The sequence below is a fragment of the Marinobacter zhanjiangensis genome (assembly GCF_014651935.1).
GTDB classification, from domain to species: domain Bacteria; phylum Pseudomonadota; class Gammaproteobacteria; order Pseudomonadales; family Oleiphilaceae; genus Marinobacter; species Marinobacter zhanjiangensis.
Genome location: NZ_BMXV01000003.1, coordinates 515,236 through 538,298 on the forward strand (window position 1 = coordinate 515,236; position 23,063 = coordinate 538,298).

Below are 23,063 nucleotides of genomic sequence, written 5' to 3' on the forward strand. Positions count from 1 at the left end.
CGAATGCGTTTCACGGGTCGGCCAGGGAAGGCCGGCCCTGGACCTTTACGGCGACGCAGGAGCATTAAGCCGTAAAGGTTTTTGAAGAGCCTACATGGACGTATTCACGGCGTGTCCCGGAACAAGCTACCTGCCCGCGACCCATGCACCAAACCCAAAAATCCTATTCTGAAACAATAGCCGAACGATCCTCACCTCCAAGAGCCTGCAGCAACCCCGGAATCAACCGGGAAAGCTCCAGAGTCATCAGCGAGAAAGCAGCATCAAACTTGGCCGCGGCATCATCGGCATCCACCTCTTCCAGCTTCTCCTGCAAGGTCTCACCAAACTTCAGCCGGCGGATACCGAACTCCTCGTCCAGCACGAACGACACATTCTCATCCCAGGTCAGCGACAGCTTGGTCACCTGCATGCCAGCTTCCAGGTGATTCTGGATTTCATCGGCACGCAGATCCAGCCCCTTGCAGCGAACCACACCGCCGTCCTCGGAGGGATCCTTCAGCTCGCACTCGGTGCCCAGCTCAATGGCCGCCGGAAGCTCAATGGACTCATTCAGCCAGCCGGTAAAGGTAAACGCCGGCGCCTGCTCCAGCACCGGCGGACGAACCGGCAGCGAGCCAATGCTCTTGCGCAGGGCAGAGGCCAGATCTTCCGCCTGCTTGGCCGAACCCGCATCCACGACCAGCACGCCATCCGCCGGCGCCAGATAGGCAAAGCTGCGACGGTTACGGGAAAAGGCGCGGGGCAACATCTCCAGCATCACCTCTTCCTTCAGCTCATCCTTCTCCTTCTTGCGAACCTTGCGGCCCTGCTCCTGCTCGATAAGCTCCGCCTTCTCCTCCACCAGCTCCTTGATGACCGGTGCGGGCAACAGCTTCTCCTCCTTGCGCAAGGCAATCAGATGGTAACCTCCGGCACTGTGTACCAGTACCTCACCATGCTTGCCCAGGGGCGGAACCCAGCCGTGACGCACCGGCTCCTGGGGGCCGCAGGGTTTGAAGGCATCGGCGGCCAGTCTCTCTTCCAGCTCTTCCGGGCTGATGTCGAACGGCTTGGTAAAGCGGAAAACTCGGGCATTGCGAAACCACATGGATTCGGGTCCTTGCATTGTATTTCGGGTTTAAAACGATAGTCGGGCCGTGCACTAGAGCTGCATCACTTCAACCAGAATGGTCTTGATGATAAAGCCCACCACGCCGGCGCCCAGAATGGTAAAGAGCGCAATGGTACCAAAACGTCCGGCCTGGGACTTCTTCGCCAGATCCCACACGATATACCCCATCCAGACGATCAGCGCCGTCAGGCAGACATAAAGGGCAATTTGGGAGAAGAGTGCTTCGTTCATGGAACGCTCCGTCAAAGTATTCAGTCAAACAGGCGCCCGCCACCGGCGTGGCTGGACCGGTGCAGACGTCGTTGGTTGTTGCGGAACGGCGGCGTTGTTCTTGCGAGTTATTGCTCGTCGCGCAGGAAGGTCCAGTTATCGCCGGAGGATTGTTCCTCACTGAAGCGATAGCCGGCCAGGTCGAAGCCTTTCAGGTCATCGGCCCGGGTGATCTTGTTGGTAATGGCATAGCGGGCCATCAGGCCACGGGCTTTCTTGGCGTAGAAGCTGATCATCTTGTACTGCCCGTTTTTCCAGTCCTTGAACTGGGGCGTAATGATGCGGGCGTCCAGCTGCTTCTTGCGAATGCTCTTGAAGTATTCATTGGAAGCAAGATTTAGCAGCACACCGTCGTCTGCTTCAAGCTCCCGGTTCAGGGCATCGGTAATCCTGTCACCCCAGAACTCATACAGGTCCTTGCCCCGCTTGTTCTCGAACTTTGTGCCCATCTCCAGCCGGTAAGGCTGCATCAGGTCGAGCGGGCGCAGGATGCCATAAAGGCCGGAGAGAATACGCAGATGCTCCTGGGCAAACTCGAAATCGCTGTCACTGAATTCCCGGGCGGCGAGGCCGGTATAGACATCACCATTGAACGCGAGCACCGCCTGGCGGGCGTTGTCCGGAGTGAACGGCGTATGCCATTGCTGATAGCGTTCGGCGTTGAGCTGGCCGAGCTTGTCGCTGATGCCCATCAGGTTGCTGACCTGGTGGGGTTCCAGCTCCTTGAGCTGGTCGATCAACTCGCAGGCGTCGTCCAGAAACGCCGGCTGGGTGTACCGGTCCGTGGGCAGAGGGCTGTCGTAGTCCAGGTTCTTGGCAGGGGATACAACCATTAACATGTCAGGATAACCTCAGTGAATATGGCCTGATGACCGGGGCTGCGGCCCCAGGAAGTCCAGCAGATCGTCCCGGCTAAAGGGCCAGCCCAGCTCAGCGCCGGTGTCTTCACGGCGTAGTACCGGAATGCGGGTGCCGTAGCGATCAACCAGCTCCTGTGAGGTGGCAATGTCCACTGCCTCCACCGGAATGGGTTGTGGCATCGGCGTATGTACCAGCAGATTTTCTGCCAGTTCGCACAGGTGGCAATGGCTGGTGGTAAAGAACGTCAGCTGCATTACTTCTTTACCTGGGCGTCCAGCTGTTGCCCGTTGACGCCCTTGCTGTCGGGTCCCATCAGGTACAGATAGCTGGGCATCAGGTCTTCCGGGGTCGGGTTTTTCATGGGGTTTTCCGCCGGATAGGCGCGGGCCCGCATATTGGTACGAGTGGCGCCCGGGTTCAGACTGTTGACGCGAACATTGTGGCGTTCATCGTCCAGTTCGTCGGCGAGCAGCTGGCTGAGCCCTTCAAGCGCAAACTTCGACACCGCATAGGCGCCCCAGTAAGCCCTGGCCTGACGACCCACGCCGGAGGACGTGAAGATCACCGACGCATCGCCAGACAACCGTAACAGCGGGATAACCGCCCGGGTGAGAAGGAAAGGCGCGGTCGCGTTGATGTGCATGACCTTGTTCCAGGTCTCCGGGTCATACAGCTCCACCGGGGTGCGGTCGCCCAGAATGCCGGCATTGTGCAGCAGGCCATCGAGCCGGCCGAAGTTGTCCTCGATGGTCATGGCCATCTCTTCGTAGTCCTTGACCGCTGCGCCTTCCAGATTCATCGGCACGATCGCGGGCTGCGGGTGGCCGGAGGCCTCGATTTCGTCGTACACGGACTCCAGCTTGGAGATGGTGCGCCCCAGCAGGATCACGGTCGCACCATGGGCGGCGTAGGTTTTAGCGGCGACACGACCGATACCATCACCGGCACCGGTCACCATGATGATGCGGTCCTTCAGCAGGCCTTCCGGGGCCTGGTAGCTGTGCATGGGGTTGTCCGACATAGGCAGTATGCTCTCGCTCGGTGTCCTGGATGATTCGGGTGCCAGCCTGTCTGGGCGGGCGCTATTGTAACAGTTTTACCAGTTCGTCGACGGTATCCACGGTATGGTCGGCTTGCCAGAGATCAACCTCATCGGGGTTGACGATATAGCCGTAACGCACTGCAACCGTGACCATACCGGCGTTGCGGCCAGCCTCGATATCGCGGGCGTGGTCGCCTACGTAGATACCCCTATCCGGGGCGGCGCCCATCTGCCGGCAGGCTTGGTGCAGTCCTTCCGGGTCGGGCTTCCGGTTAGTCACGTGGTCGGGGCAGATCAGGGCGCTGCAACGACTATCCAGCGCCAGTGCCGACAGCAGCGGGGCGGCAAACCGTAATGGTTTGTTGGTAACGATTCCCCAGGGCACGCCAGCCGCTTCAAGGGCGACGAGCAGACGGTCCATGCCGGCGAACAGTTCGGTTTCTTCACAGATACCCGCCTCATAAAGGTCCAGAAAGCGGGCATGCCGGTCCGGGTAGGCCGGGTGGTCCGGCTCCAGACCGAAACCCAGCCGGATCATGGCCCGGGCGCCATCGGAGACATGGGGGCGGATGCCATCTGCCGGCAGTGGCGCCAGCTCATTTTCCTGCCTCAGGTTATTGAGCACACGGATAAAGTCCGGAGCCGTGTCGATCAGGGTGCCATCCAGGTCAAACAGCACCGTGGAGGGTGGTTTCGGCAGGGGCACGGGCATATCAGACCTCCGCCGGTTTGCTGGCGTGCATCATGTAGTTGACGTCCACATCCCGGCCCAGTTTGTAGACCTTGGTCACCGGGTTATAGGTCATGCCGGTAAGATCACGGATATCCAGGCCGGCATGGCGCAGGTGATCGGACATCTCCGAGGGCCGGATGAACTTGCTCCATTCGTGAGTGCCCCTGGGCAGCAGGCGCAGCAGATACTCTGCGCCAATGATGGCGAACAGGAACGACTTCGGGTTGCGGTTGATGGTGGACACATACAGCTCACCACCGGGTTTGAGCAGGCGGGCGCAGGCCTGGATCACCGAGGCCGGTTCGGGTACGTGCTCGAGCATCTCCAGGCAGGTGACGATGTCGTACTGGCCCTCATGGTCCGGGTCCGTCGCCAGTTCTTCCACGGTGGTCTGGCGATAGTCCACCTGGACACCGGATTCCAGGCCGTGCAGGCGCGCCACGGCCAGGGGTGCTTCGCCCATATCAATGCCGGTGACGGTCGCCCCCCGCCGGGCCATCCCTTCGGACAGCAGGCCGCCACCACAACCCACATCCACCACCCTGCGTCCGGCCAGCGGCGAACGCTCGTCGATGTAGTTCAGTCGCAGCGGGTTGATGTCGTGCAGTGGGCGAAACTCACTGGTGGGGTCCCACCAGCGGCTGGCAAGTGCCTCGAACTTGGCAATTTCGTTCTGGTCTACGTTGGTTCTGCTCATGGTCATGGGGCCTGGCAAGTAAGGCCGGCGGGCCGGAAAGCCGCCGGCAGGTTCAGTGCTTGTCTGCGGAAGTGATGCGATTATGCCATTCCTGCACCCTCAGCATCAGGTCCGGTACGTCAATGCGGGTGAGGCGGCCATCCTGTACCTGAGGTACGCCGGCAATCCAGCTGTGGCTTACCTGGCGACCATGATTGCTGTAGATCAGGTGAGAGGCCGGGTCATACACCGGTTGCAGGAACGGGTCGCTGAGGTCCACCGCAATCAGGTCTGCCTGTTTGCCTGCCACCAGTGAGCCGATGTCATGATCCCGGTCCAGGGCCCGGGCGCCGTTGATAGTAGCCATGGTCAGTGCCTGATGGGCCCCCAGGGCGGCGGCGTCGCCAGACACCGCCTTGGCCAGCATGGCTGCCGTTGAAAGCTCGCCAAAAAGGTCCAGATCATTGTTGCTGGCAGCACCGTCCGTACCGATGGAGACGTTACTGCCCCCCTGCTGCAGGGTATGGACCGGACAGAAGCCGCTGGCCAGTTTCAGGTTGGATTCCGGGCAATGGACAATATGCACACCGGTGTCGGCTACCGTTGCCAGGTCCTCCTCGTTCAGCGTGGTCATGTGCACGCACTGGGTATTCCGGTTAAGGGCGCCCAGGCCCTTCAGACGGGCGATCGGCCGTTGCCCGGTCTGACGTATGGCTTCGTCCACCTCGAAACAGGTTTCATGGAGGTGAATCTGCATGGCGGCACCAGTCTTCTGTTGCAGTGCCACGGCCTGTTCCAGGGTGCTGTCCTCTACGGTATAAGGGGCGTGGGGGCCGATGGCGATGCGTACGAAAGGGTCGTTCTGCCATTGATCCAGCAGTGCCGCGCCCTTGTCCAGATATTCCTTCGGGCCACTGCCCCAGGGTGTGGGCATCTCCATCAACGGAAAGCAGATCTGTGCCCGCATGCCGACATCCTTTGCCATCTGGGCGGCCACTTCCGGAAAGAAATACATATCCGAGAAGCAGGTGGTGCCAGTGCGCAGCATTTCCGCCATCGCCAGTTGGGTACCATCGGCGATGAAACGGCCGCTGACAAAGCGGCCTTCGGCGGGCCAGATATGGTTGTTGAGCCAGGTCATCAGGGGCAGGTCGTCTGCCAGGCCACGGAACAGGGACATGGCGGCGTGACCATGCATGTTGATAAGCCCCGGCAGCACCACATGATGGGGCAGGTCGATCACCTCGCGGGCACGGTAGGCATGGTCGGCCTCGGACTGGGACACGATCGCCTCGATACGGTCGCCCAGTACCATGACTGCCCGGTGTTCCTGCACCTCGCCAAAGGGCTCTACGGGAATGAGCCAGCGGGCATTGATGCGGATGTCGGCGGCAATGACGGTATCAGCGGTCATGAATCGGGCCTTTAGCTCCGTTAGGTTGGGACCCTGCGGATACGATCCTGGATGCCTTCAGGCTCGTATGGGAAATTGTCGAGGGTCTTGGTTTGTCTGCAGAGGCAGAGTATAACGGTCGAGTCAGAACGCAGCCAGCCTGTCACCACCGCATAACGAAGGAGTCAACGATGACCAGACAGTCACCGGTTACGGTTCACGATAAAGCCGACCCTGATACCGTTGCCATTCGCTGGTTGGGCCATGCCGTCCAGTTGCTGGATCAGCGCCGGCTGCCGGCGGAAGAGCACTGGCTGACCATCGAAGGGGCTGCCGGTGTCGCCCAGGCGATCCGGGATATGGCCGTACGGGGTGCTCCCGCCATTGGTATCAGCGCGGCCTATGGCGTGGCTCTCTCTGCCCGCTGTGCGGATGAAAGCGACTGGCAACAGGAAGTGCGAACGGCCATTGATCAGTTGGCAGAGTCGCGGCCTACGGCAGTCAACCTGTTCTGGGCATTGCAACGGATGAGGGGTGTGCTGGACCAGTGCCAGTCGAGGACAGACGCCGTTTCCCGGCTGGCGGAAACCGCCGTGACCATCCATCGGGAAGATCTGGCCGCCAATATAGCTATGGCGGATCTGGCGGTGGATGCCATGGAACTCAAAAAGCCCTGCTCGGTGCTGACCCACTGTAACACCGGTGCGCTGGCAACCGGGGGCTATGGTACCGCCCTGGGTGTGGTCAGAAAGCTCCATCAGGAACGGCTGCTGAAACGGGTTTATGCCGATGAAACACGACCCTGGCTGCAGGGTGCACGGCTGACGGCCTGGGAGCTGGCCCGTGACAGGATCCCGGTGACTCTTAATGCCGATGGCGCTGCCGCGGCAATTCTGGCAAAGGGCGATGTAAAATGGGTGATCGTCGGTGCTGACCGCATTGCTGCCAACGGTGACGTGGCCAACAAGATTGGCACCTATGGTCTCGCGGTGCTGGCACGGCATCACAAGGTGAAATTCATGGTGGTTGCCCCTGCCAGTACCGTGGATATGTCAGTGGCCAGCGGTCGTGACATCCCCATTGAAGAGCGGGCCGGGGATGAGATCTGTCAGTTCGGCGGTATCCGGGTTGCGCCGGAGAAGGTGGATGCCTTCAATCCGGTGTTCGATGTGACGCCGGCTGATCTTATTGACCTGATCGTCACGGAACGGGGTGTGGTACATACCCCGGAGATGACGGGTATGCACCAGCTGTTCGAGTGACGGCGGCCTGACATGAAAAAGCCGGCAGCTTCGTGGTGGAAGCGCCGGCTTTTTGTGGTCTTCAGGGTAATCTGATTATTCTGCCTTTGCCGCGACTGTTCCCGCCGGCAGGATGGTGGCCAGGCGACGATCCAGTTCAAGCATGTCCGCCATGATGTGACCCCCTTCGCGAACAATAAAGTCGAGTTCCTCATCTTCGCCATTGGCAGCCGCTGCCTGCTGTTCCTGGTGGTCCTCCATGGCCTGGAAGCTGTCGAAAGGTTCGTCGCCCCTCAGTTCACGACGGGCGTTGGCAATGGTCAGCTGGCGACTTTCCAGCTGATCCTGGTAGTCACGGCGCTGGTCTTCGTTGAGGCTTACCGTCGTGGTTTTGCGCTGCTCCTTCAGGAAATCAATCTCTTTCTGCAGCAGGCCGAACTCGGGGGTTTCGGCAAAGCGGTCGGAATGACGCTGCCGCAGCTGGTCGATGACACCACTGAAGTCGAAATAGCGGGCGTGAGGCACCGAATCGATCTGGTCCCAGGGCAGGGCACGTTCCAGCGCGTCTTCACCGATACGGGTGGTGTCGATCCGTGACGGAATCTCGATATCCGGAATAACGCCCCGGTGCTGGGTGGAGCCACCGGACACCCGGTAGAATTTCGACTGGGTAATCTTCAGCTGGCCGTGGTTCAGGGATCGCACTGCCTGCACCGTGCCCTTGCCAAACGTCTGTGAGCCCACGACCAGGCCACGGCCGTAATCCTGGATGGCGCCGGCAAAAATCTCCGATGCCGAGGCGCTCATGCGATTCACCAGCACTACCATGGGGCCATCCCAGGCCACGCTCGGATCCTGATCTGCCAGCACCTGCACCTGGTTGTCGGAGCTGCGGATCTGCACCGTTGGCCCCTGGTCTATGAACAGGCCCACCAGGTCGTTGGCTTCGTGCAGGGCGCCGCCGCCATTATTGCGGAGGTCCACCACCAGGCCGTCGACGTTCTGCTCCTCCTTCAGGTCTTCCAGCAGCTTGCGCACATCACGGGTGGTACTCTTGTAGTCGGGGTCACCCTGCTGCATCGCCTGGAAATCGGCGTAGAAGGTGGGGATATCAATGACGCCGATGCGGTAGGTCTCATCGCCGCGGTCCAGCTCGATGACTTCGCTGCTGGCGCTCTGCTCCTCCAGCTTCACCTCGTCCCGTTTGATGGCGATGGTGCGGGTAACGGTTTCGTCACTGGCATTGGCCGGCACCACTTCGAGGGTCACTGTGGAACCCCGGGGACCCCGGATCAGGTCAACCACTTCGTCCAGGCGCCAGCCGATAACATTCACCGGCTGGTCCTCGTCTTCCTGTTTGACGGACACGATACGGTCGGCCGGTCCAAGCTGCCCCTGGCGGGCGGCCGGACCACCCGGTACCAGCCGGACCACCTTGGTGTATTCGTTGTCGGACTGGAGTACCGCACCAATGCCTTCCAGGGACAGGCTCATATTGATGTTGAAGTTTTCGGAATTCCGTGGCGAGAAGTAATTGGTGTGCGGATCCCAGGTGCCGGCGAACGCATTCATGTAGGCCTGGAATGCATCTTCGCTGCGCATCTGTGAAATCCGCTTGCGCTGGCTCTCATAGCGGCGGGTCAGCACTTTCAGGATCTCGTCGTCGGAACTGCCGTTCAGACGCTGGCCCAGCACCGCGTTGCGAATACGCCGGTTCCAGAGTTCATCAAGGGCGGCCTGGTCCGGTTCCCAGCTGGCCTCGGAGCGGTCCAGCAGTATCTGGTCATCGGTCTGGAAATCGAACGAGTCAACTCCGTCTTCCAGCAGCCCGAGCGCGTAATCCATGCGTTCGACAATCCGCTTCTGCACACGGTTGTAGATATCGAACCCGGGCTGGAGCTGCCCCGTGCGGAGGGACGCGGCCATCTGCTCCTTGAGTGGCTGGAACGACTCGATATCCTTTTCGGTCAGGTAGACACGCTGGCCATCCAGGTAGTCCAGATAGTCATTGAAAACCTCTTCCGCGAGGTTTTCGTCGATCGTCTGTTCCCGGAAATGGGTGAACTGGAGCTGACGGGAGATAAGGATGTTCGCCCGGGCCTGCTCAATGGAGGGAGAAACCGCCTCATAGGAATCGACTTCAGCACTGGCATGAAGGGATGTACCAATGCCGACCACGGGCAGGATTGCCAGAACACCGATGGCGAACTTCCGGGCCCGGGACATCACGGGCTTGCTTACTGTCTTCATAGATTCTGTTACCTGCTAGTGCCTGGGCTCCACTGACGCTCACCGACCCACCGGAAACCTGGTTCCGGCTGCAGGTCCAAGCCTGCGTGGTCCGGGCGGGCGCCGGCCTTCAGGGAGCCTCCCGATCAACGCTGAAGCCGCCGGGCGGCGTTCAGGGCGGAATTTCACTCTTGTCATTCATTGTAGGCAAGGGCGACGGTCGTTACTACAGCCAGTTCTGAACATGTAATGACAATCTATCCATAACCTGACACAGGTCCGTTTCCCGGCTCCCTGCGGCCTATCCGGCAGTGGTTTCAGCCTCCAGTGCCTTTCCGAGCCGCGATGCGAGCTCCGTCGTCAGCGACTCCCGGGGCAGGGTCAGGCACCAGCGGGCGACAATGGCTTCCTGGGTATTGCCACTGGCGTCCGGCTGGCTCTGGCCGCCTTCAAAGCCTTCCTTGAGTCGCCTGACCTGGAGTTCCATGCGTAACGACTGATCATCGTCCGGGGATGGGCAGCCGTTGAGAATTTCGCTGAGTACCACCAGTTCCCTCGGGTCTGAGACCGCGACTATGGACTGAAGTTCCGGCCAGTGCTCCGGCAAGTCCTCCGGTGGAAGGCTGCCCTGAACCCGTTGCTCTATCCAGTGCTGCCACTGCCGTATATTGGCCTGGTACTGATGCAACCGGCGTCGGTCTTTCAGCTGGCCTGCGACCTGGCGCAGGTCCTTGCCCGTGGTGGCGGAGACCGGAGTTCGGGCAGAGGCTTCCAGTTGGTTGATCAGCTCGGCCGTGCGGGCCTCGTCAAAGCCCTGGTCCTCCAGCAGGGTTCTGGCGGTTGAGAGGATGGCTTCAGCCGCCTGATCCGACTCGCTGGTTTCCTGGTGGCGGCGCTGGCGCTGCTCATCGCGGCGGGCAAAGATTTCATCGCACGCGGCTCGGAATGCCTTCCACAACTTGCGGTCTTCCCGGTGTCGGGTGATGCCCACATCCTGCCACTGTTTCTGCAGCGCCTTGGCTTCGTCCATGGCTTCGGACAGGGGAGTGTGTTCCGTCAGCTCAAGGGCACGGTCGACAATCGCCTGTTTACGCTCTTCGTTCCGGCGCCGCTCTTCATCCAGATGACTGGTCAGGTCGTTCATCAGCCGATCGAATTGCTTCTGTACCGGCCGGTTGTCACGAAACTCTACCGGCCAGGCTTCACGCCACTCCTTGCGAGCGGTTTTTTCGATCTGCTCGGCGGCCTGCCAGTCCACCTGGTCCCAGTCAGTGGCTTCCAGGTAGCCGGCCAGCTCTTCGCAGATACTGTGGCGTGTCTGCAGGTGCACTTTCTTGAGATCGGAGCGGGCTTCGAAATAGGCCTTGCAGGGCTCGAATGCGGCTTCCGAGGCGGTTCGGAAGCGTTGCCACAGGTCCCGGTTGGACGAACCGCCCAGGTCACGCCATTCCTGTTGCAGATCCTGGATACGGGCGGCTTTGGCCTCCGGGTCCATGGGTTGCTCCGCCAGGTACTCCATCTGTTCGCACAGCGCCACCTGCTTGGGTTCAGTGGCAAAGCCCTGCCAGTCGCCCAGTTCGCGGACCTGGCCGTTCAGGCGCTGCAGGCGCGCCCGGTGGCGGTTGGCCAGTTTGCCCGTCAGCCTGCGCTGCAACCCCTGGGCCTGCTTCAGGTGCTGGCGCGATTCCTTGAGCTGGTTGGCGGCGAGCGAGGTTTCCAGTTGCTCAAGGGCGGCTTCCAGGTTGTGTAACGCCTTTTCCTGCGCCTCGCTGTCGGCGCTGTCCGGGGTCGGCTGCGAAACCTGGACATGGGCTTTTTTTGCCAGTGTTTGCAGGGCTTCAGGCCGGGCTAACTGGCGGGGCCATTCCAGCTGGCTCAGCAGAGCGTCAACCTGGTCCGCAGGCGGTGCCTCCTGAGCCACCAGGGCGTCCACGTCGGCCTGATGGTGTGCCAGCCGGCGAACGGCATTGATCACGTTGCGCAGGGTCAGCATCAGGTTTTCGTACTGCTTCTGCTCCTGGCGGGTGACATCGGTATCCCGGGTGGCTTCCAGCCAGCGGTTTTCCTGGGTTCTTTGCAATGCATCCAGAGATGGTAGGGCACCAGCGTCGGTGGCTTCGGTGGCCAGTGAATCCAGGGTTTCCTTCAGCAGTGTCAGGGTTTCTTCCCGCTGTACCTTCTGGTCCTGGTGTCGCTGTTCTTGCTGGCGCTCTTCTTCGAGCTCGCGGATTCGCTCGCGACAGGTATGCAGTGCGCTCAGGATGCGGGTCTTCTGTTCGTTGCTGGCTGAGGGTTCCAGCGACTGCCACTGTTTTTCCAGTTGCCGGGTGCGGGCTTCGTAAAGACTGGTGTCGCCGGTTTTTGCCAGATCGTCGGTATCACGGGCCAGTTGCTCCAGAGCATCGCGGGTTGCCTGTTCGGCTTCCTGCTGGCGTCGGATATCCTGAAGCACTTGGCGGGTATGCTGGTAAACGCCCTTGTCCCTGCCGCGAGCCGCCTTCTGTACCTGTTGCAGATGGGCCTCGTCGGTCAGCCGGCGCGCCGCCGCCAGACGAATGTCTGCCGCCAAACCCTCGGTCGCCAGCCGCGCCAGAGTATCCTGGGAGGCGTCAGCGTCGGCCAGTGTTTGCCGCTGACTGTCGATGTCAGACTGTTCGGGACCCTTGCTGGCAGGGGAGTTTCCTTCACCAGGCGAATCGCTCCGGTGGTCGCTGGCCTTCTTGCTGCTGTCCGGTCTGGTCGCTGTGGTCGAGCGCTTCTTGAAGAGATTCTGGAAAAATGCGGCCATGTCGGTATCCTTCAGGCAGTCAGTTCACGGGGTATCCCGTATACGCTCCCGACCCTTCAGAACAGGCCGGGAGTCAGAAAAGCCGACAGAACGGGCGCCTGGATGGCAGGCCCGTTTACTATCCCCGGCTTTCGGGCAGGGGGCATAGTCTATCCTCTCGAAACAGGTGGCGGAAAGGGGCTGTATGGCAAAGTCAGATAAAAAGAAAGACCCCAACGAACAGGCGCCGGAAACCGCACTCCGGCTTCTGGCCCGGCGTGAACACAGCCGTCTTGAACTGTCCATGAAACTGCGACAGCGACGGGTGGATGCGGGGGTCATTGAAGAAGTGCTTGACGACTTCGAGGAGAAGGGCTGGCTGGACGATGAACGATTCGCCGAGGTCTTCGTACGCCAGCGCATGGACGCCGGCTACGGCCCGCTGAAGATTCTTGCCGATCTGCAACAACGTGGTGTGATGACCACGCCCCAGGAACTGTCGGCAGTGCCTGACGCTCGCTGGTCGGAAATGGCAACCCGCCTGCGGGAGCGCCGGTTCGGCCTGTCGGACCTCTCTGAAGACTGGCCTGAACGTCAGCGCCAGGGTGGATTCCTGGCGCGGCGGGGGTTTTCCGGTGAGCAGGTGGAGCGAGCGTTGGAGGCGACGGGACAAACGCCCGACTGATCCCGTGGTGACGTTTCGGGGAAGCTACAGCGTGGGCGGGGTAATGCCCATCTGTTGGGGAAGCACCAGCGTTGTTTCCTGCTCGCCCCCCCGTTGCTCCCGGTTGACACGATAATCCAGCAGCTCACCGGGCAGCAGTAGTCCGCCGTTTTCCGAGCGGGCAATCATGGTGGGCTCGGATTCGGTGATCATGTCAAACCGGCGGGCCAGCACATCATAGTACCGGCGGATATTCTGCACATAGAGCACCGGCTCATGGCCACGGGCGTAGCCGTGCCGGGTTTTCGAATACCATTCTTTCTGGGACAGCCGCGGCAGGAACTCCTTGACGTCCAGCCAGCGGTCGGGATTGCGCCCCGCGGATTCCGTCAGGCGGCGGGCGTCTTCCAGGTGTCCGAAGCCGACATTATAGGAAGCCAGGGCGAACCACGTGCGGTCAGGCTCGTTCACATGGTCGGGAATCATGCCATGGACCTGGCGGAAGTAACGGGCGCCTCCCTTTATACTCTGTGTCGGGTTAAGCCGGTTTTCGATACCGATGTGCTTGGCGGTATTGCGGGTCAGCATCATCAGCCCGCGCACGCCGGTGGGCGAGACGGCGTCGCGGCGCCAGTTTGATTCCTGGTAGCCGATGGCAGCCAGCAGGCGCCAGTCAATACCGGTTTCTTCACCGTAGGCCTGGAACACGTCCCGGTATTGGGGCAGCCGGTCGCGGATGTGTTGCTCGAAGGTGAGGGAGCCAACATACCCGAGCTGATCCAGGTGTCCATAAAAACGTTCCCGCAGGTGGGCGAGGGTGCCGTCCTCCCTGATCTTCGCGAAAAAGGACTGAGCCTCCCGGTAAAGGCTGCCGTCATTGCTGCCGGGGAACAGCCAGGCGATGGATTCCTGGTCGCTGACCGTGAATGCCCGTTTTACGTTGGGGTAGAACACATGGTTGAGGGCCAGTTCATTGGCATCAACGACGGCTGCCCGCAGCTCGCCAGACTCGACACGCTCCAGAATGCCGGCTGTATCAAGGCCATCGTGCAGGCGATAGGTGAGCTGCGGCAGTTCCTTCTGAAGCTGTTCCAGATGTGGCAAGTGGTTGGTTTCAGCAGCGGCGTGAACGGTGATGTCCTGCTGTGCCAGGGATTCCATGGAGTCGAACCGGCCTTCCAGCCCGCGATGGTAGATAACCACAGAGCCGGAGCTGAGGCCATTACCAAGGGTGCGGAAGCGCCCCTCCCAGTCGTGGGTCAGGGACAGGCCGGTAAAGCCAATGTGCGCATGGCCTCTGTCCAGCACTTCGAGAATCTCGCTGTTGCCTTCCATCAAGCGGACCCTGAGTTCCACGCCGAGGTGGTCGGCAAAGCGTTGCGCCAACTCGTAGTCAAAGCCGGTGGCGCCTTCCCGATCCTTGAAATAGATAGAGGGGGCATTGCGCGAAACGACATGCAGTACACCTTCGGCCTTGACGGTTGCCAGGATATCCGGCCTGGAGCAGCCGCTGATGGCGAGGGTGCACAGCACAGCGGCCAGGGCGAGAAGCCTTGCCGGGAACGGTGAATAATCTCCTGAATGTCGGGGCGCACCCAAATCCATGACCTCCGGAAAGTGTAAGACCATAATCCCCCAGTCCATGGAAGCAGGTCAAATGAAGCAGGGTGAATTCTGTTGGCGGTGCATTTAATGTTCTCTGCTGTATCCCGCGTTCGGTTTCCAGTATTATTGCGCCCGTTCATACACGGTGCCGAGCCTTCATGCCAGCGGGTTGTCACGGCCTGTTGGCAGGCGCACCGGTCTCTCAAAGTTCGCGCTATACAGGTTATAATCCATGCTGGAACTCCGCGGCGCTCCCGCACTTTCTCCTTTCCGCTCTGAAAAATTGTCTGGTCAACTGACTGAAGCCGTTCAAGGCATCACCGCCCTCTATGCGGAATTCATGCATTTCGTGGATGTCGAGGACGAGCTCCGCGACAGCGAGCAGGAGGTCCTGGACCGGTTGCTGACCTATGGCCCCAGCGCTGAGCGGCGTGAGCCGGAGGGTGTGCTTTTTCTGGTGGTACCGCGCCCGGGCACCGTATCGCCCTGGGCCAGCAAGGCCACGGAGATTGCCCGGAACTGTGGCTTGCGGCAGATCAATCGTATCGAGCGGGGTATCGCCTATTACGTGAAGGCGGAGAAAAAGCTGGGTCGTGAGGAGCGCCAGGCGATCGCGGCCCTGTTGCATGATCGCATGACGGAAACCGTTTTCCATGAGATGGGCGGGGCGGAACTGCTGTTCCACCGGGAAGAGCCCCGGCCACTGGAGCGGATCCCGGTGCTTGCTGGTGGTCGCCCGGCATTGGTGGACGCCAATCGCCGGCTGGGTCTGGCCCTGGCAGAGGACGAAATCGACTATCTGGTAGACGCGTTCAGTGACCTGGACCGGGACCCCACCGACGTTGAACTGATGATGTTTGCCCAGGCCAACTCGGAGCACTGCCGGCACAAGATCTTTAATGCCTCGTGGGACATCGATGGCGAAGGACAGCAGAAGTCGCTGTTCGCCATGATCCGCAATACCCATGAAATAAGCCCTGACGGTGTGCTCTCCGCCTACCGTGACAATGCCTCGGTGATACGCGGGTCCCGTGGCGGGCGTTTCTATCCGGACCCGGAGACCGCTCGTTACCACTATGTTCAGGAGCCCATCCATATCCTGATGAAGGTGGAAACCCACAACCATCCCACCGCCATCTCACCATTCGCCGGTTCAGCCACCGGTGCTGGCGGCGAGATCCGCGATGAGGGTGCCACCGGCCGTGGTTCCAAACCCAAGGCCGGGCTGGCCGGGTTTACGGTGTCCAATCTGGAGATTCCCGGTGATCCCCAGCCCTGGGAAAAAGATTACGGCAGGCCGGACCGCATTGCCTCGCCGCTGGCTATCATGATCGACGCACCCATTGGTGGTGCTTCGTTCAACAACGAATTCGGGCGCCCGAACCTTGCCGGCTACTTTCGTACCTTTGAGCAGGAGGTGGCGGGGCCTGCTGGTGACGAAGTCCGCGGTTATCACAAGCCCATCATGATTGCCGGCGGCCTTGGCAATATTCGTGAGGATCATGTGGAAAAGGGCGAAATTCCCGTGGGTGCCCGGCTGATTGTCCTCGGTGGTCCGTCCATGCTGATCGGGCTCGGCGGCGGTGCAGCCTCTTCCATGGACTCCGGCACCAGTAACGAGAACCTGGATTTTGCCTCCGTACAGCGGGGCAATCCGGAAATGGAACGCCGGTGCCAGGAAGTCATCGACCGCTGCTGGCAGTTGGATGATGCAAACCCCATCGCCTTCGTCCATGACGTGGGTGCCGGCGGCCTGTCCAACGCCATGCCGGAACTGGTCAAGGATGGTGGCCGTGGCGGCAAGTTCGAGCTGCGTGACATTCCCAGCGACGAGCCGGGCATGTCTCCCCTGGAGATCTGGTGCAACGAGTCCCAGGAGCGATATGTGCTTGCCGTGGCGGAAGACGACATGGAGCGCTTCGATGGGATCTGCCGTCGTGAGCGTTGCCCCTATGCGGTAGTGGGTGAAGCCACGGAAAGCCATCACCTGAACCTGGACGACGCCTACTATGGTGACTCCCCGGTAGACCTGCCCATGGACGTGCTGTTTGGCAAGCCGCCACGCATGCATCGCAGCGTCACCCGTACATCGTTCACCAAGCCGATCTTCGACTCCACACGAATCGACCTTGATGATGCGATTCGCCGTGTACTGCGCTTGCCCAGTGTGGGCAGCAAGAACTTCCTGATCACCATTGGTGATCGCACCATTACCGGGCTGGTGGCCCGGGACCAGATGGCAGGTCCGTGGCAGGTACCGGTAAGTGATGTGGCGGTGACCGCCAGCAGTTTCGATGTGCTCACCGGTGAAGCCATGGCCATGGGCGAGCGCACACCGGTGGCCAGCATCGACGCGCCGGCCTCCGGCCGCATGGCAGTGGGTGAAGCCATCACCAATCTGGCGGCCGCGCCTATTGCAAAGCTGTCCGACATTCGCCTGTCCGCCAACTGGATGGCGGCGGCCGGCCACCCGGGTGAAGACGAGAACCTCTATGAAACCGTACGAGCGGTTGGCATGGAACTGTGTCCGGCACTGGGTATTGCCATCCCGGTGGGCAAGGACTCCATGTCCATGAAAACCGTGTGGGAAGAAGGTGAGGAGCAGAAGAGCGTAACCGCGCCATTGTCGCTGATCATCAGTGGTTTTGCGCCCGTAACCGATGTTACCCGTACCCTGACCCCGCAACTGAGAGCCGATAAGGGGGGCACCGACCTGATCCTGGTTGATCTGGCGGCGGGCCAGAACCGGCTCGGCGGCTCGGCACTGGCCCAGGTCTATAGCCAGATGGGTGCCGCGGCGCCGGATGTGGACGATCCCGAGGATATCAAGGCGTTCTTCGCGGTGATTCAGGGCCTTAACGGCGATGGGAAGTTGCTTGCCTACCACGACCGCTCCGACGGGGGTATGTTCGTGACCCTGACGGAAATGGCGTTTGCCGGTCATACCGGCGTCGATATCCGCCTGGACGGTCTGGCCGAGGAGCAGGGTCAGTTTGCCCGTGAGCTGTTCAACGAGGAACTGGGGGCGGTTATCCAGGTACGTCGGGAGGACACCCCCTTTGTGCTCCAGCAGTTCTCCGGTGCCGGCCTTGGTGAGCACACCTCCGTGGTGGGCACTCTGAACGACGACGATCACGTTCGCTTCACCTTCGAGGGCAAGCCGGTGATCGAGCAGCCCCGGGGCGAGCTGCACCGCCTGTGGTCGGAAACCAGTTACCGGATCCAGAGTCTGCGGGATAACGCCAACTGCGCCGCTGAGGAATTCGACAACCTGCTTGATGCCGGGGACCCCGGCTTGCACGCCGAGCTGAGCTTTGATCCCGCTGAAGAGATTGCCGCTCCCTATATCAACAAGGGGGCGGCGCCGAAAGTAGCGGTGCTGCGGGAGCAGGGCGTCAATGGTCAGGTGGAGATGGCCGCGGCGTTCGATCGTGCCGGTTTTGAAGCGGTTGATGTGCATATGAGCGATCTGCTGTCCGGCCGGGTCACCCTGGACGGCTTCCGCTCCCTGGTGGCCTGTGGTGGCTTCTCGTACGGCGACGTGTTGGGTGCCGGGGAGGGCTGGGCAAAGTCCATCCTGTTCAACTCGCGGGTCAGGGAGCAGTTCCAGGGTTTCTTCGAGCGGGGTGACACACTGGCCCTCGGGGTTTGCAATGGCTGCCAGATGCTTTCCAACCTTCACGAGCTGATTCCGGGCACCGATGGCTGGCCCCGCTTTGTCCGTAACCAGTCGGAGCAGTTCGAAGCACGGCTGGTGATGGTCGAGGTTCAGGAGTCACCATCGGCGTTCCTGTCCGGCATGGCGGGCTCGCGCATGCCCATCGCCGTGGCTCACGGCGAAGGGCGCACGGAGTTCAGCTCAGCCGTCGGCTTTGAAGACTTCAACCGTTCCGGCCAGGTGGCATTGCGGTATGTGGACAACCGGGGGCAGCAGACTACCCGCTACCCTTACAACCCCAACGGCTCGGAAGGTGGAGTTACCGGGGTTTCCAGCCAGGATGGTCGCGTCACTATCATGATGCCTCATCCGGAGCGGGTTTTCCGTACGGCGCAATATTCCTGGCACCCGGACAGCTGGGGTGAAGACGGGCCGTGGCTGCGCATGTTCCGTAACGCGAGAAAGTGGCTGGGCTGATTGCCCGAACGATTCAAGGTGACACCCGAACCGGTGGTCGATGCTCTGTCAGGGAGCTGAGGCCACCGGTTTTTTCATGTCTTTATAGGACTGTTCTCTAAAGCTACGTATTACAAGGATTTTGTGGCCTGTTATAACCTGAAAAACCCCTTGACGAAATGGTTTTATGCACATGAGGAACAAGGTCTCCGCGACCCGGTGTACAAAATGAGATCAAACCGTATGATTATTGGGCGAAAACTTTAAAGTATTGTTTTTAAAGCTAAAATAACTTTAGGTGGATTTGTCGCCAATTTGACACAAGGGCTGCAATGACGGGGCTTTGCGGCCTCTGCCCAAAAACTATCCCCAAAGTTATCCACAGATTTTGTGGGTAACCTCACAAGCCCCCGTGAGAGGTCCGGTTGACGGTGCTGTCAAGAGATATCAGGCTTTGAACTGAGCTTTTCGAAGAGGAAATCGACGCCATGTACAAATTCTGTTTCTTCGTCCCGAAGTCTGACCTGGAAGCGACCAAACAGGCTGTGTTCACTGCCGGAGGTGGCCGTATTGGCGATTACGACCATTGTGCCTGGCAAACCTTGGGCAAGGGGCAGTTTCGCCCGCTGGAGGGCAGCAATCCACATCTGGGACAGCACGGGGAGCTGGAGAAGGTGGATGAATACAAGGTAGAGCTGGTGTGTGAGGACCACCTCATCCGGGAGGTGGTCGCAGCCATGAAGCAGGCGCACCCGTTCGAGGAGCCTGCCTATGAAGTTTACCGGCTCGAGGATTTCTGAGCTTCGCCGGGTTTCATGCGGTGGCGGATATCGCTGATGCGCAACGGGAATTCGTCGCGCTGGACGTCTTCCACAAAATGCTCAAGGGTGCGCCTCACGGTCGGGAAGGAAATTTCCTCCCAGGGGATGCGGTCCAGCTCGAACAGTTCCGCCTCCAGGGTTTCGTCACCGGCCCCGAAGCGGCCCTCGGTCATGTGGGCGCGGTAGAACATGTGAACCTGGTCGATATGGGGCACGTGTATCATGGTGTAGAGCCCCGCCAGCTTCACGTTGGCCATGGCCTCTTCCAGGGTTTCCCTGGCAGCGGCTTCCTCGGTGGTTTCCGAGTTTTCCATGAAACCTGCAGGCAGGGTCCAGTAGCCGTAGCGAGGCTCAATGGCCCGGCGGCACAGCAGTATCTTCCCCTCCCACACCGGTACCGTGCCTGCCACGATACGCGGGTTCTGGTAATGAATCGTCTCACACTGTTTACATACATAGCGGGGCCGGTTGTCACCGGCAGGAATGCGGCTTTCAACCGGATGACCGCAGCTGCTGCAGAAATTCATGGATTACCCCGTATACTATTGCGAATTCTGGCACCAGTGTATCGTCTGGCCGGTGCCCTGTCCCATACCAAAATGCGGGAGAGAGATTTTGCGCGAACTGCTGACGGAAAGGCTGGCCCGGTATGTCCCGGATCAGTTAGCCCTGGACTATCCTGAAGCCGGTGTGCTGGTTCCGGTAACGGATAATCCCGGAGCCCCAGAAATACTGTTGACTCTTCGGTCTGAAAAGCTCTCCACTCACAGGGGGCAGGTGGCTTTTCCCGGCGGAAAGCGGGACGCCTCTGATCCGTCGCTTGCCCATACCGCGCTCCGCGAGACCCATGAAGAAATCGGCCTGCCTCCGGATCAGGTACACCTTATTGGGCCCCTGAGCCAGGTCATCTCCCGCTACGGCATACTGGTAACACCATACGTCGGCGTTGTGCCTGCCGACCACCCGCTGACACCGAATCCTCACGAGATCGAGAGCATTTTCCACGTACCGGTGGAGTTCCTGCTGGAAGACCGCAGAGAACGTACCGATGTGTTGCCGTTTCTCGACAACACCTATTATGTGCCCTCCTATCGCTGGCGGGGCTACCGGATCTGGGGGCTGACCGCAGTGGTTCTGGTGGACTTCCTGAATGCGGTGTACGATGCCCGCATCGATTTGCTTGAGCCGCGCCAGGATTGACCTGGCGGGATAGATACGAGGAGAAGCCAACATGCTTTACCAGCTCGCGGACCGCAAACCCGAGTTCATCGGGGGAGGGCAGTTCATCGCTGAAAATGCCACGGTGATTGGCAGCGTTGCGTTGCACGATAAGAGCAGTATCTGGTTCAACGTGGTCATCCGTGGCGACAACGACCTGATCACCATCGGGCCCGAGTCCAATGTCCAGGATGGCTCCGTGTTGCACACGGATTCCGGCATCCAGCTGACCCTCGGGCGTGGTGTGACCGTGGGCCACAAGGCGATGTTGCATGGGTGCGACATTGGTGACTACTCGCTGATCGGTATCAATGCGGTCGTGCTGAACGGTGCACGGATCGGCAAGCATTGCCTGATCGGAGCCAATACGCTGATCCCCGAGGGCATGGAAATACCGGACGGCTCGCTGGTAATCGGCGCGCCCGGACGAATAAAGCGGGAGCTGGGCGACGACCAGAAGAAGATGCTGGAACTCAGCGCAGCCCATTACGTGGAAAACGCGGCCCGGTACATGAGCTCCCTCGAACTCATGGAGCCGTGGAAGGATAATGACTGATGGACAACAGGCAGGACCGGGTTCGCTCCCCCTGTGTCTCCGTCTGCGCCCTGGACGAAAACGACGTGTGCATAGGGTGTCACCGTACAGGCGACGAAATACTGAGGTGGACCTCCATGACCAATGATGAGCGCAGGCAGGTTCTTCAGTACGTCGCCCAGAGGGAAGAAAAGACACTTTTATAGTCTGAACCGTCCCGATTCCCATCCTGAACACCATGAAAGGCCTGGCATATAGATTATGAGCGTCTCCATCGGAACACCCCTGAAAGCAAATGCCTACCGGGTTCTCCTCTGTGGCTCGGGAGAGCTCGGCAAGGAAGTAGCGATCGAGTTGCAACGTCTCGGGGTGGAGATCATCGCCTGTGATCGTTACGCCGACGCCCCGGCCATGCAGGTGGCTCATCGCAGTCATGTAATCGACATGCTCGACCCGGCAAGTCTGAGAGAGGTTGTCGAGCGAGAGAAGCCTCATCTTGTGGTACCGGAAATCGAAGCCATTGCCACCGGCGAGTTGGTAAAACTGGAGCAGGAAGGCTATCGCGTTACCCCTACCGCGAGGGCCGTCGATCTGACCATGAATCGTGAGGGCATTCGCCGGCTGGCGGCGGAAGAACTGAAGCTGCCGGTTTCTCCTTACCGCTTTGCGGAATCCCGCGAGGCCTTTGATCAGGCCGTGGCCGAGATCGGTTTCCCCTGTGTGGTGAAACCGGTAATGAGTTCGTCCGGCAAGGGCCAGAGCCTGTTGCGGAGTGAAGGTGATATTGATGCTGCATGGAAATATGCCCAGACAGGCGGCCGTGCCGGCGAGGGCCGGGTGATCATCGAGGGCTTTATCGATTTCGACTATGAAATTACCTTGCTGACCGTTCGTCACCGTGACGGGGTCAGCTTCTGTGATCCCATTGGTCATCGCCAGGAAGATGGCGACTATCGGGAGTCCTGGCAGCCACAGCCCATGAGTCCGTTGGCCCTGGAAAGAAGCCGGGGGATTGCGGAAGCGATTACCGCCGACCTTGGCGGGTTTGGTGTGTTCGGCGTTGAGCTGTTCGTGAAGGGGGACGAGGTGTGGTTCTCCGAGGTATCGCCACGCCCGCATGATACGGGGCTGGTAACGCTGGTTTCCCAGGATCTGTCAGAGTTTGCCCTGCATGCCCGGGCCATCCTGGGTTTGCCTATACCAGTCATTCGTCAGAACGGGCCGTCGGCTTCCGCCGTTATCCTTCCGGAAGGCGAGTCCGGCCGGCCGGCGTTTGCCAACCTGGATGAAGTGCTGGCCATTCCCGATGTGCATCTGCGCCTGTTTGGCAAGCCGGAACTGAAGGGGCGCCGGCGTATGGGTGTGGTTATGGCCAGGGGAGAATCCATAGAAGAGGCACGGCAGATTGCCATGGCGTCTTCCGCGAGGGTGACCGTGGATCTGTAATTTTGTTGCAATCAGGTTGAAAGATGACCGTTTCGAACAAATACTATTCAGTAGCATAGCGGCAACCCGAAGCGGGGATAAAAAAGTTCATATTGGTCGTTGACAGAAAACGCCAGCGCTGTAGAATGCGCCCCACTTCGACAGGGAACGCCGGCAACGGCGACCCGGGAAGGCGAGGTAAACGGTTGTTGGGATTAGGTTTTTCGGTACAGGGCTTCTTCGGAAGTGATTTGAGAAACCGCAAAAATAACCGTTGACAAGGTGGCGATCTGATGTAGAATACGCGGCCTTGATGAGCTTCGGCTCACTGCTCTTTAACAAGTTGACCAAGTAA

Annotated in this window: 20 protein-coding genes; 8 read left to right on the forward strand and 12 right to left on the reverse strand. The window is 60.2% G+C overall.

Features of this window, described 5'->3' with window-relative positions:
* Positions 1–163 precede the first annotated feature (163 nt).
* The 8 genes from rdgC to IE079_RS09070 all read right to left on the reverse strand — a co-directional run bounded on the left by rdgC (position 164) and on the right by IE079_RS09070 (position 6,110).
* Positions 164–1,090, reverse strand: a complete 927-nt coding sequence (rdgC, locus tag IE079_RS09035) for a recombination-associated protein RdgC (RefSeq protein ID WP_189575572.1) — start codon at positions 1,088–1,090, stop codon at positions 164–166.
* Between the two features lie 54 nt (positions 1,091–1,144).
* Entirely contained in the window at positions 1,145–1,345 is a 201-nt protein-coding gene (locus IE079_RS09040; RefSeq protein ID WP_189575573.1) for a DUF2788 domain-containing protein, read from the reverse strand.
* A 107-nt stretch (positions 1,346–1,452) separates the two neighbouring features.
* Positions 1,453–2,223 (reverse strand): peroxide stress protein YaaA, encoded by a 771-nt coding sequence (gene yaaA, locus IE079_RS09045; protein WP_189575574.1) that lies wholly within the window; start codon positions 2,221–2,223, stop codon positions 1,453–1,455.
* Between the two features lie 12 nt (positions 2,224–2,235).
* Entirely contained in the window at positions 2,236–2,499 is a 264-nt protein-coding gene (locus IE079_RS09050; RefSeq protein ID WP_189575575.1) for a glutaredoxin family protein, read from the reverse strand.
* Positions 2,499–3,251, reverse strand: a complete 753-nt coding sequence (locus tag IE079_RS09055) for a YciK family oxidoreductase (RefSeq protein ID WP_189575654.1) — start codon at positions 3,249–3,251, stop codon at positions 2,499–2,501. The genes IE079_RS09050 and IE079_RS09055 overlap by 1 nt, the downstream gene beginning before the upstream one ends.
* Before the next feature lie 76 nt (positions 3,252–3,327).
* Positions 3,328–3,999 carry an HAD family hydrolase gene (locus tag IE079_RS09060; protein ID WP_189575576.1) on the reverse strand — a complete coding sequence of 224 codons (672 nt, stop codon included), beginning with the start codon at positions 3,997–3,999 and terminating at the stop codon, positions 3,328–3,330.
* A 1-nt stretch (position 4,000) separates the two neighbouring features.
* Complete coding sequence (gene ubiG / locus IE079_RS09065; protein WP_189575577.1) at positions 4,001–4,717, reverse strand: bifunctional 2-polyprenyl-6-hydroxyphenol methylase/3-demethylubiquinol 3-O-methyltransferase UbiG; 717 nt, start codon at positions 4,715–4,717, stop codon at positions 4,001–4,003.
* 52 nt (positions 4,718–4,769) lie between these two features.
* Positions 4,770–6,110 carry a TRZ/ATZ family hydrolase gene (locus IE079_RS09070; RefSeq protein WP_189575578.1) on the reverse strand — a complete coding sequence of 447 codons (1,341 nt, stop codon included), beginning with the start codon at positions 6,108–6,110 and terminating at the stop codon, positions 4,770–4,772.
* A 170-nt stretch (positions 6,111–6,280) separates the two neighbouring features.
* On the opposite strand from IE079_RS09070, the gene mtnA reads away from it, so the two are divergent.
* Complete coding sequence (mtnA, locus tag IE079_RS09075) at positions 6,281–7,351, forward strand: S-methyl-5-thioribose-1-phosphate isomerase (RefSeq protein WP_189575580.1); 1,071 nt, start codon at positions 6,281–6,283, stop codon at positions 7,349–7,351.
* Between the two features lie 75 nt (positions 7,352–7,426).
* On the opposite strand, the gene IE079_RS09080 is transcribed toward mtnA, so the two are convergent.
* Entirely contained in the window at positions 7,427–9,580 is a 2,154-nt protein-coding gene (locus IE079_RS09080; RefSeq protein ID WP_189575582.1) for a carboxy terminal-processing peptidase, read from the reverse strand.
* Positions 9,581–9,860: 280 nt separating this feature from the next.
* Positions 9,861–12,347, reverse strand: a complete 2,487-nt coding sequence (locus IE079_RS09085) for a DUF349 domain-containing protein (protein WP_189575585.1) — start codon at positions 12,345–12,347, stop codon at positions 9,861–9,863.
* A 184-nt stretch (positions 12,348–12,531) separates the two neighbouring features.
* Between IE079_RS09085 and IE079_RS09090 the strand changes: the two genes are divergently transcribed.
* The gene (locus tag IE079_RS09090; protein ID WP_189575586.1) at positions 12,532–13,011 is read left to right on the forward strand and encodes a regulatory protein RecX; all 480 of its coding nucleotides are present in this window, start codon (positions 12,532–12,534) and stop codon (positions 13,009–13,011) included.
* A gap of 24 nt (positions 13,012–13,035) precedes the next feature.
* Here IE079_RS09090 and mltF read toward each other — a convergent pair whose 3' ends face one another.
* A complete protein-coding gene (mltF, locus tag IE079_RS09095) occupies positions 13,036–14,589 on the reverse strand; it encodes a membrane-bound lytic murein transglycosylase MltF (RefSeq protein ID WP_227712402.1) in 1,554 nt (517 codons plus the stop codon).
* Between the two features lie 238 nt (positions 14,590–14,827).
* On the opposite strand from mltF, the gene purL reads away from it, so the two are divergent.
* Together purL and IE079_RS09105 are read left to right on the forward strand one after the other, a co-directional pair.
* Positions 14,828–18,730 (forward strand): phosphoribosylformylglycinamidine synthase, encoded by a 3,903-nt coding sequence (gene purL, locus IE079_RS09100; protein ID WP_189575588.1) that lies wholly within the window; start codon positions 14,828–14,830, stop codon positions 18,728–18,730.
* A gap of 467 nt (positions 18,731–19,197) precedes the next feature.
* Entirely contained in the window at positions 19,198–19,509 is a 312-nt protein-coding gene (locus tag IE079_RS09105; protein ID WP_189575590.1) for a YqfO family protein, read from the forward strand.
* Here IE079_RS09105 and IE079_RS09110 read toward each other — a convergent pair.
* A complete protein-coding gene (locus tag IE079_RS09110) occupies positions 19,488–20,057 on the reverse strand; it encodes a zinc ribbon domain-containing protein (protein ID WP_189575592.1) in 570 nt (189 codons plus the stop codon). The two genes, IE079_RS09105 and IE079_RS09110, sit on opposite strands and share 22 nt — an antisense overlap.
* Before the next feature lie 88 nt (positions 20,058–20,145).
* Between IE079_RS09110 and IE079_RS09115 the strand changes: the two genes are divergently transcribed.
* From IE079_RS09115 to purT, 4 genes are read left to right on the forward strand one after another with little or no spacing between them, the layout of a single operon-like run.
* A complete protein-coding gene (locus tag IE079_RS09115) occupies positions 20,146–20,730 on the forward strand; it encodes an NUDIX hydrolase (protein ID WP_189575594.1) in 585 nt (194 codons plus the stop codon).
* Positions 20,731–20,761: 31 nt separating this feature from the next.
* Positions 20,762–21,304: a gamma carbonic anhydrase family protein gene (locus tag IE079_RS09120; RefSeq protein WP_189575595.1), complete on the forward strand. Its 543-nt coding sequence runs from the start codon at positions 20,762–20,764 to the stop codon at positions 21,302–21,304.
* The gene (locus IE079_RS09125) at positions 21,304–21,489 is read left to right on the forward strand and encodes a DUF1289 domain-containing protein (RefSeq protein ID WP_189575596.1); all 186 of its coding nucleotides are present in this window, start codon (positions 21,304–21,306) and stop codon (positions 21,487–21,489) included. Before IE079_RS09120 ends, IE079_RS09125 begins: the two co-directional genes overlap by 1 nt.
* A gap of 55 nt (positions 21,490–21,544) precedes the next feature.
* Complete coding sequence (purT, locus tag IE079_RS09130) at positions 21,545–22,729, forward strand: formate-dependent phosphoribosylglycinamide formyltransferase (protein ID WP_189575597.1); 1,185 nt, start codon at positions 21,545–21,547, stop codon at positions 22,727–22,729.
* Positions 22,730–23,063: the final 334 nt, after the last annotated feature.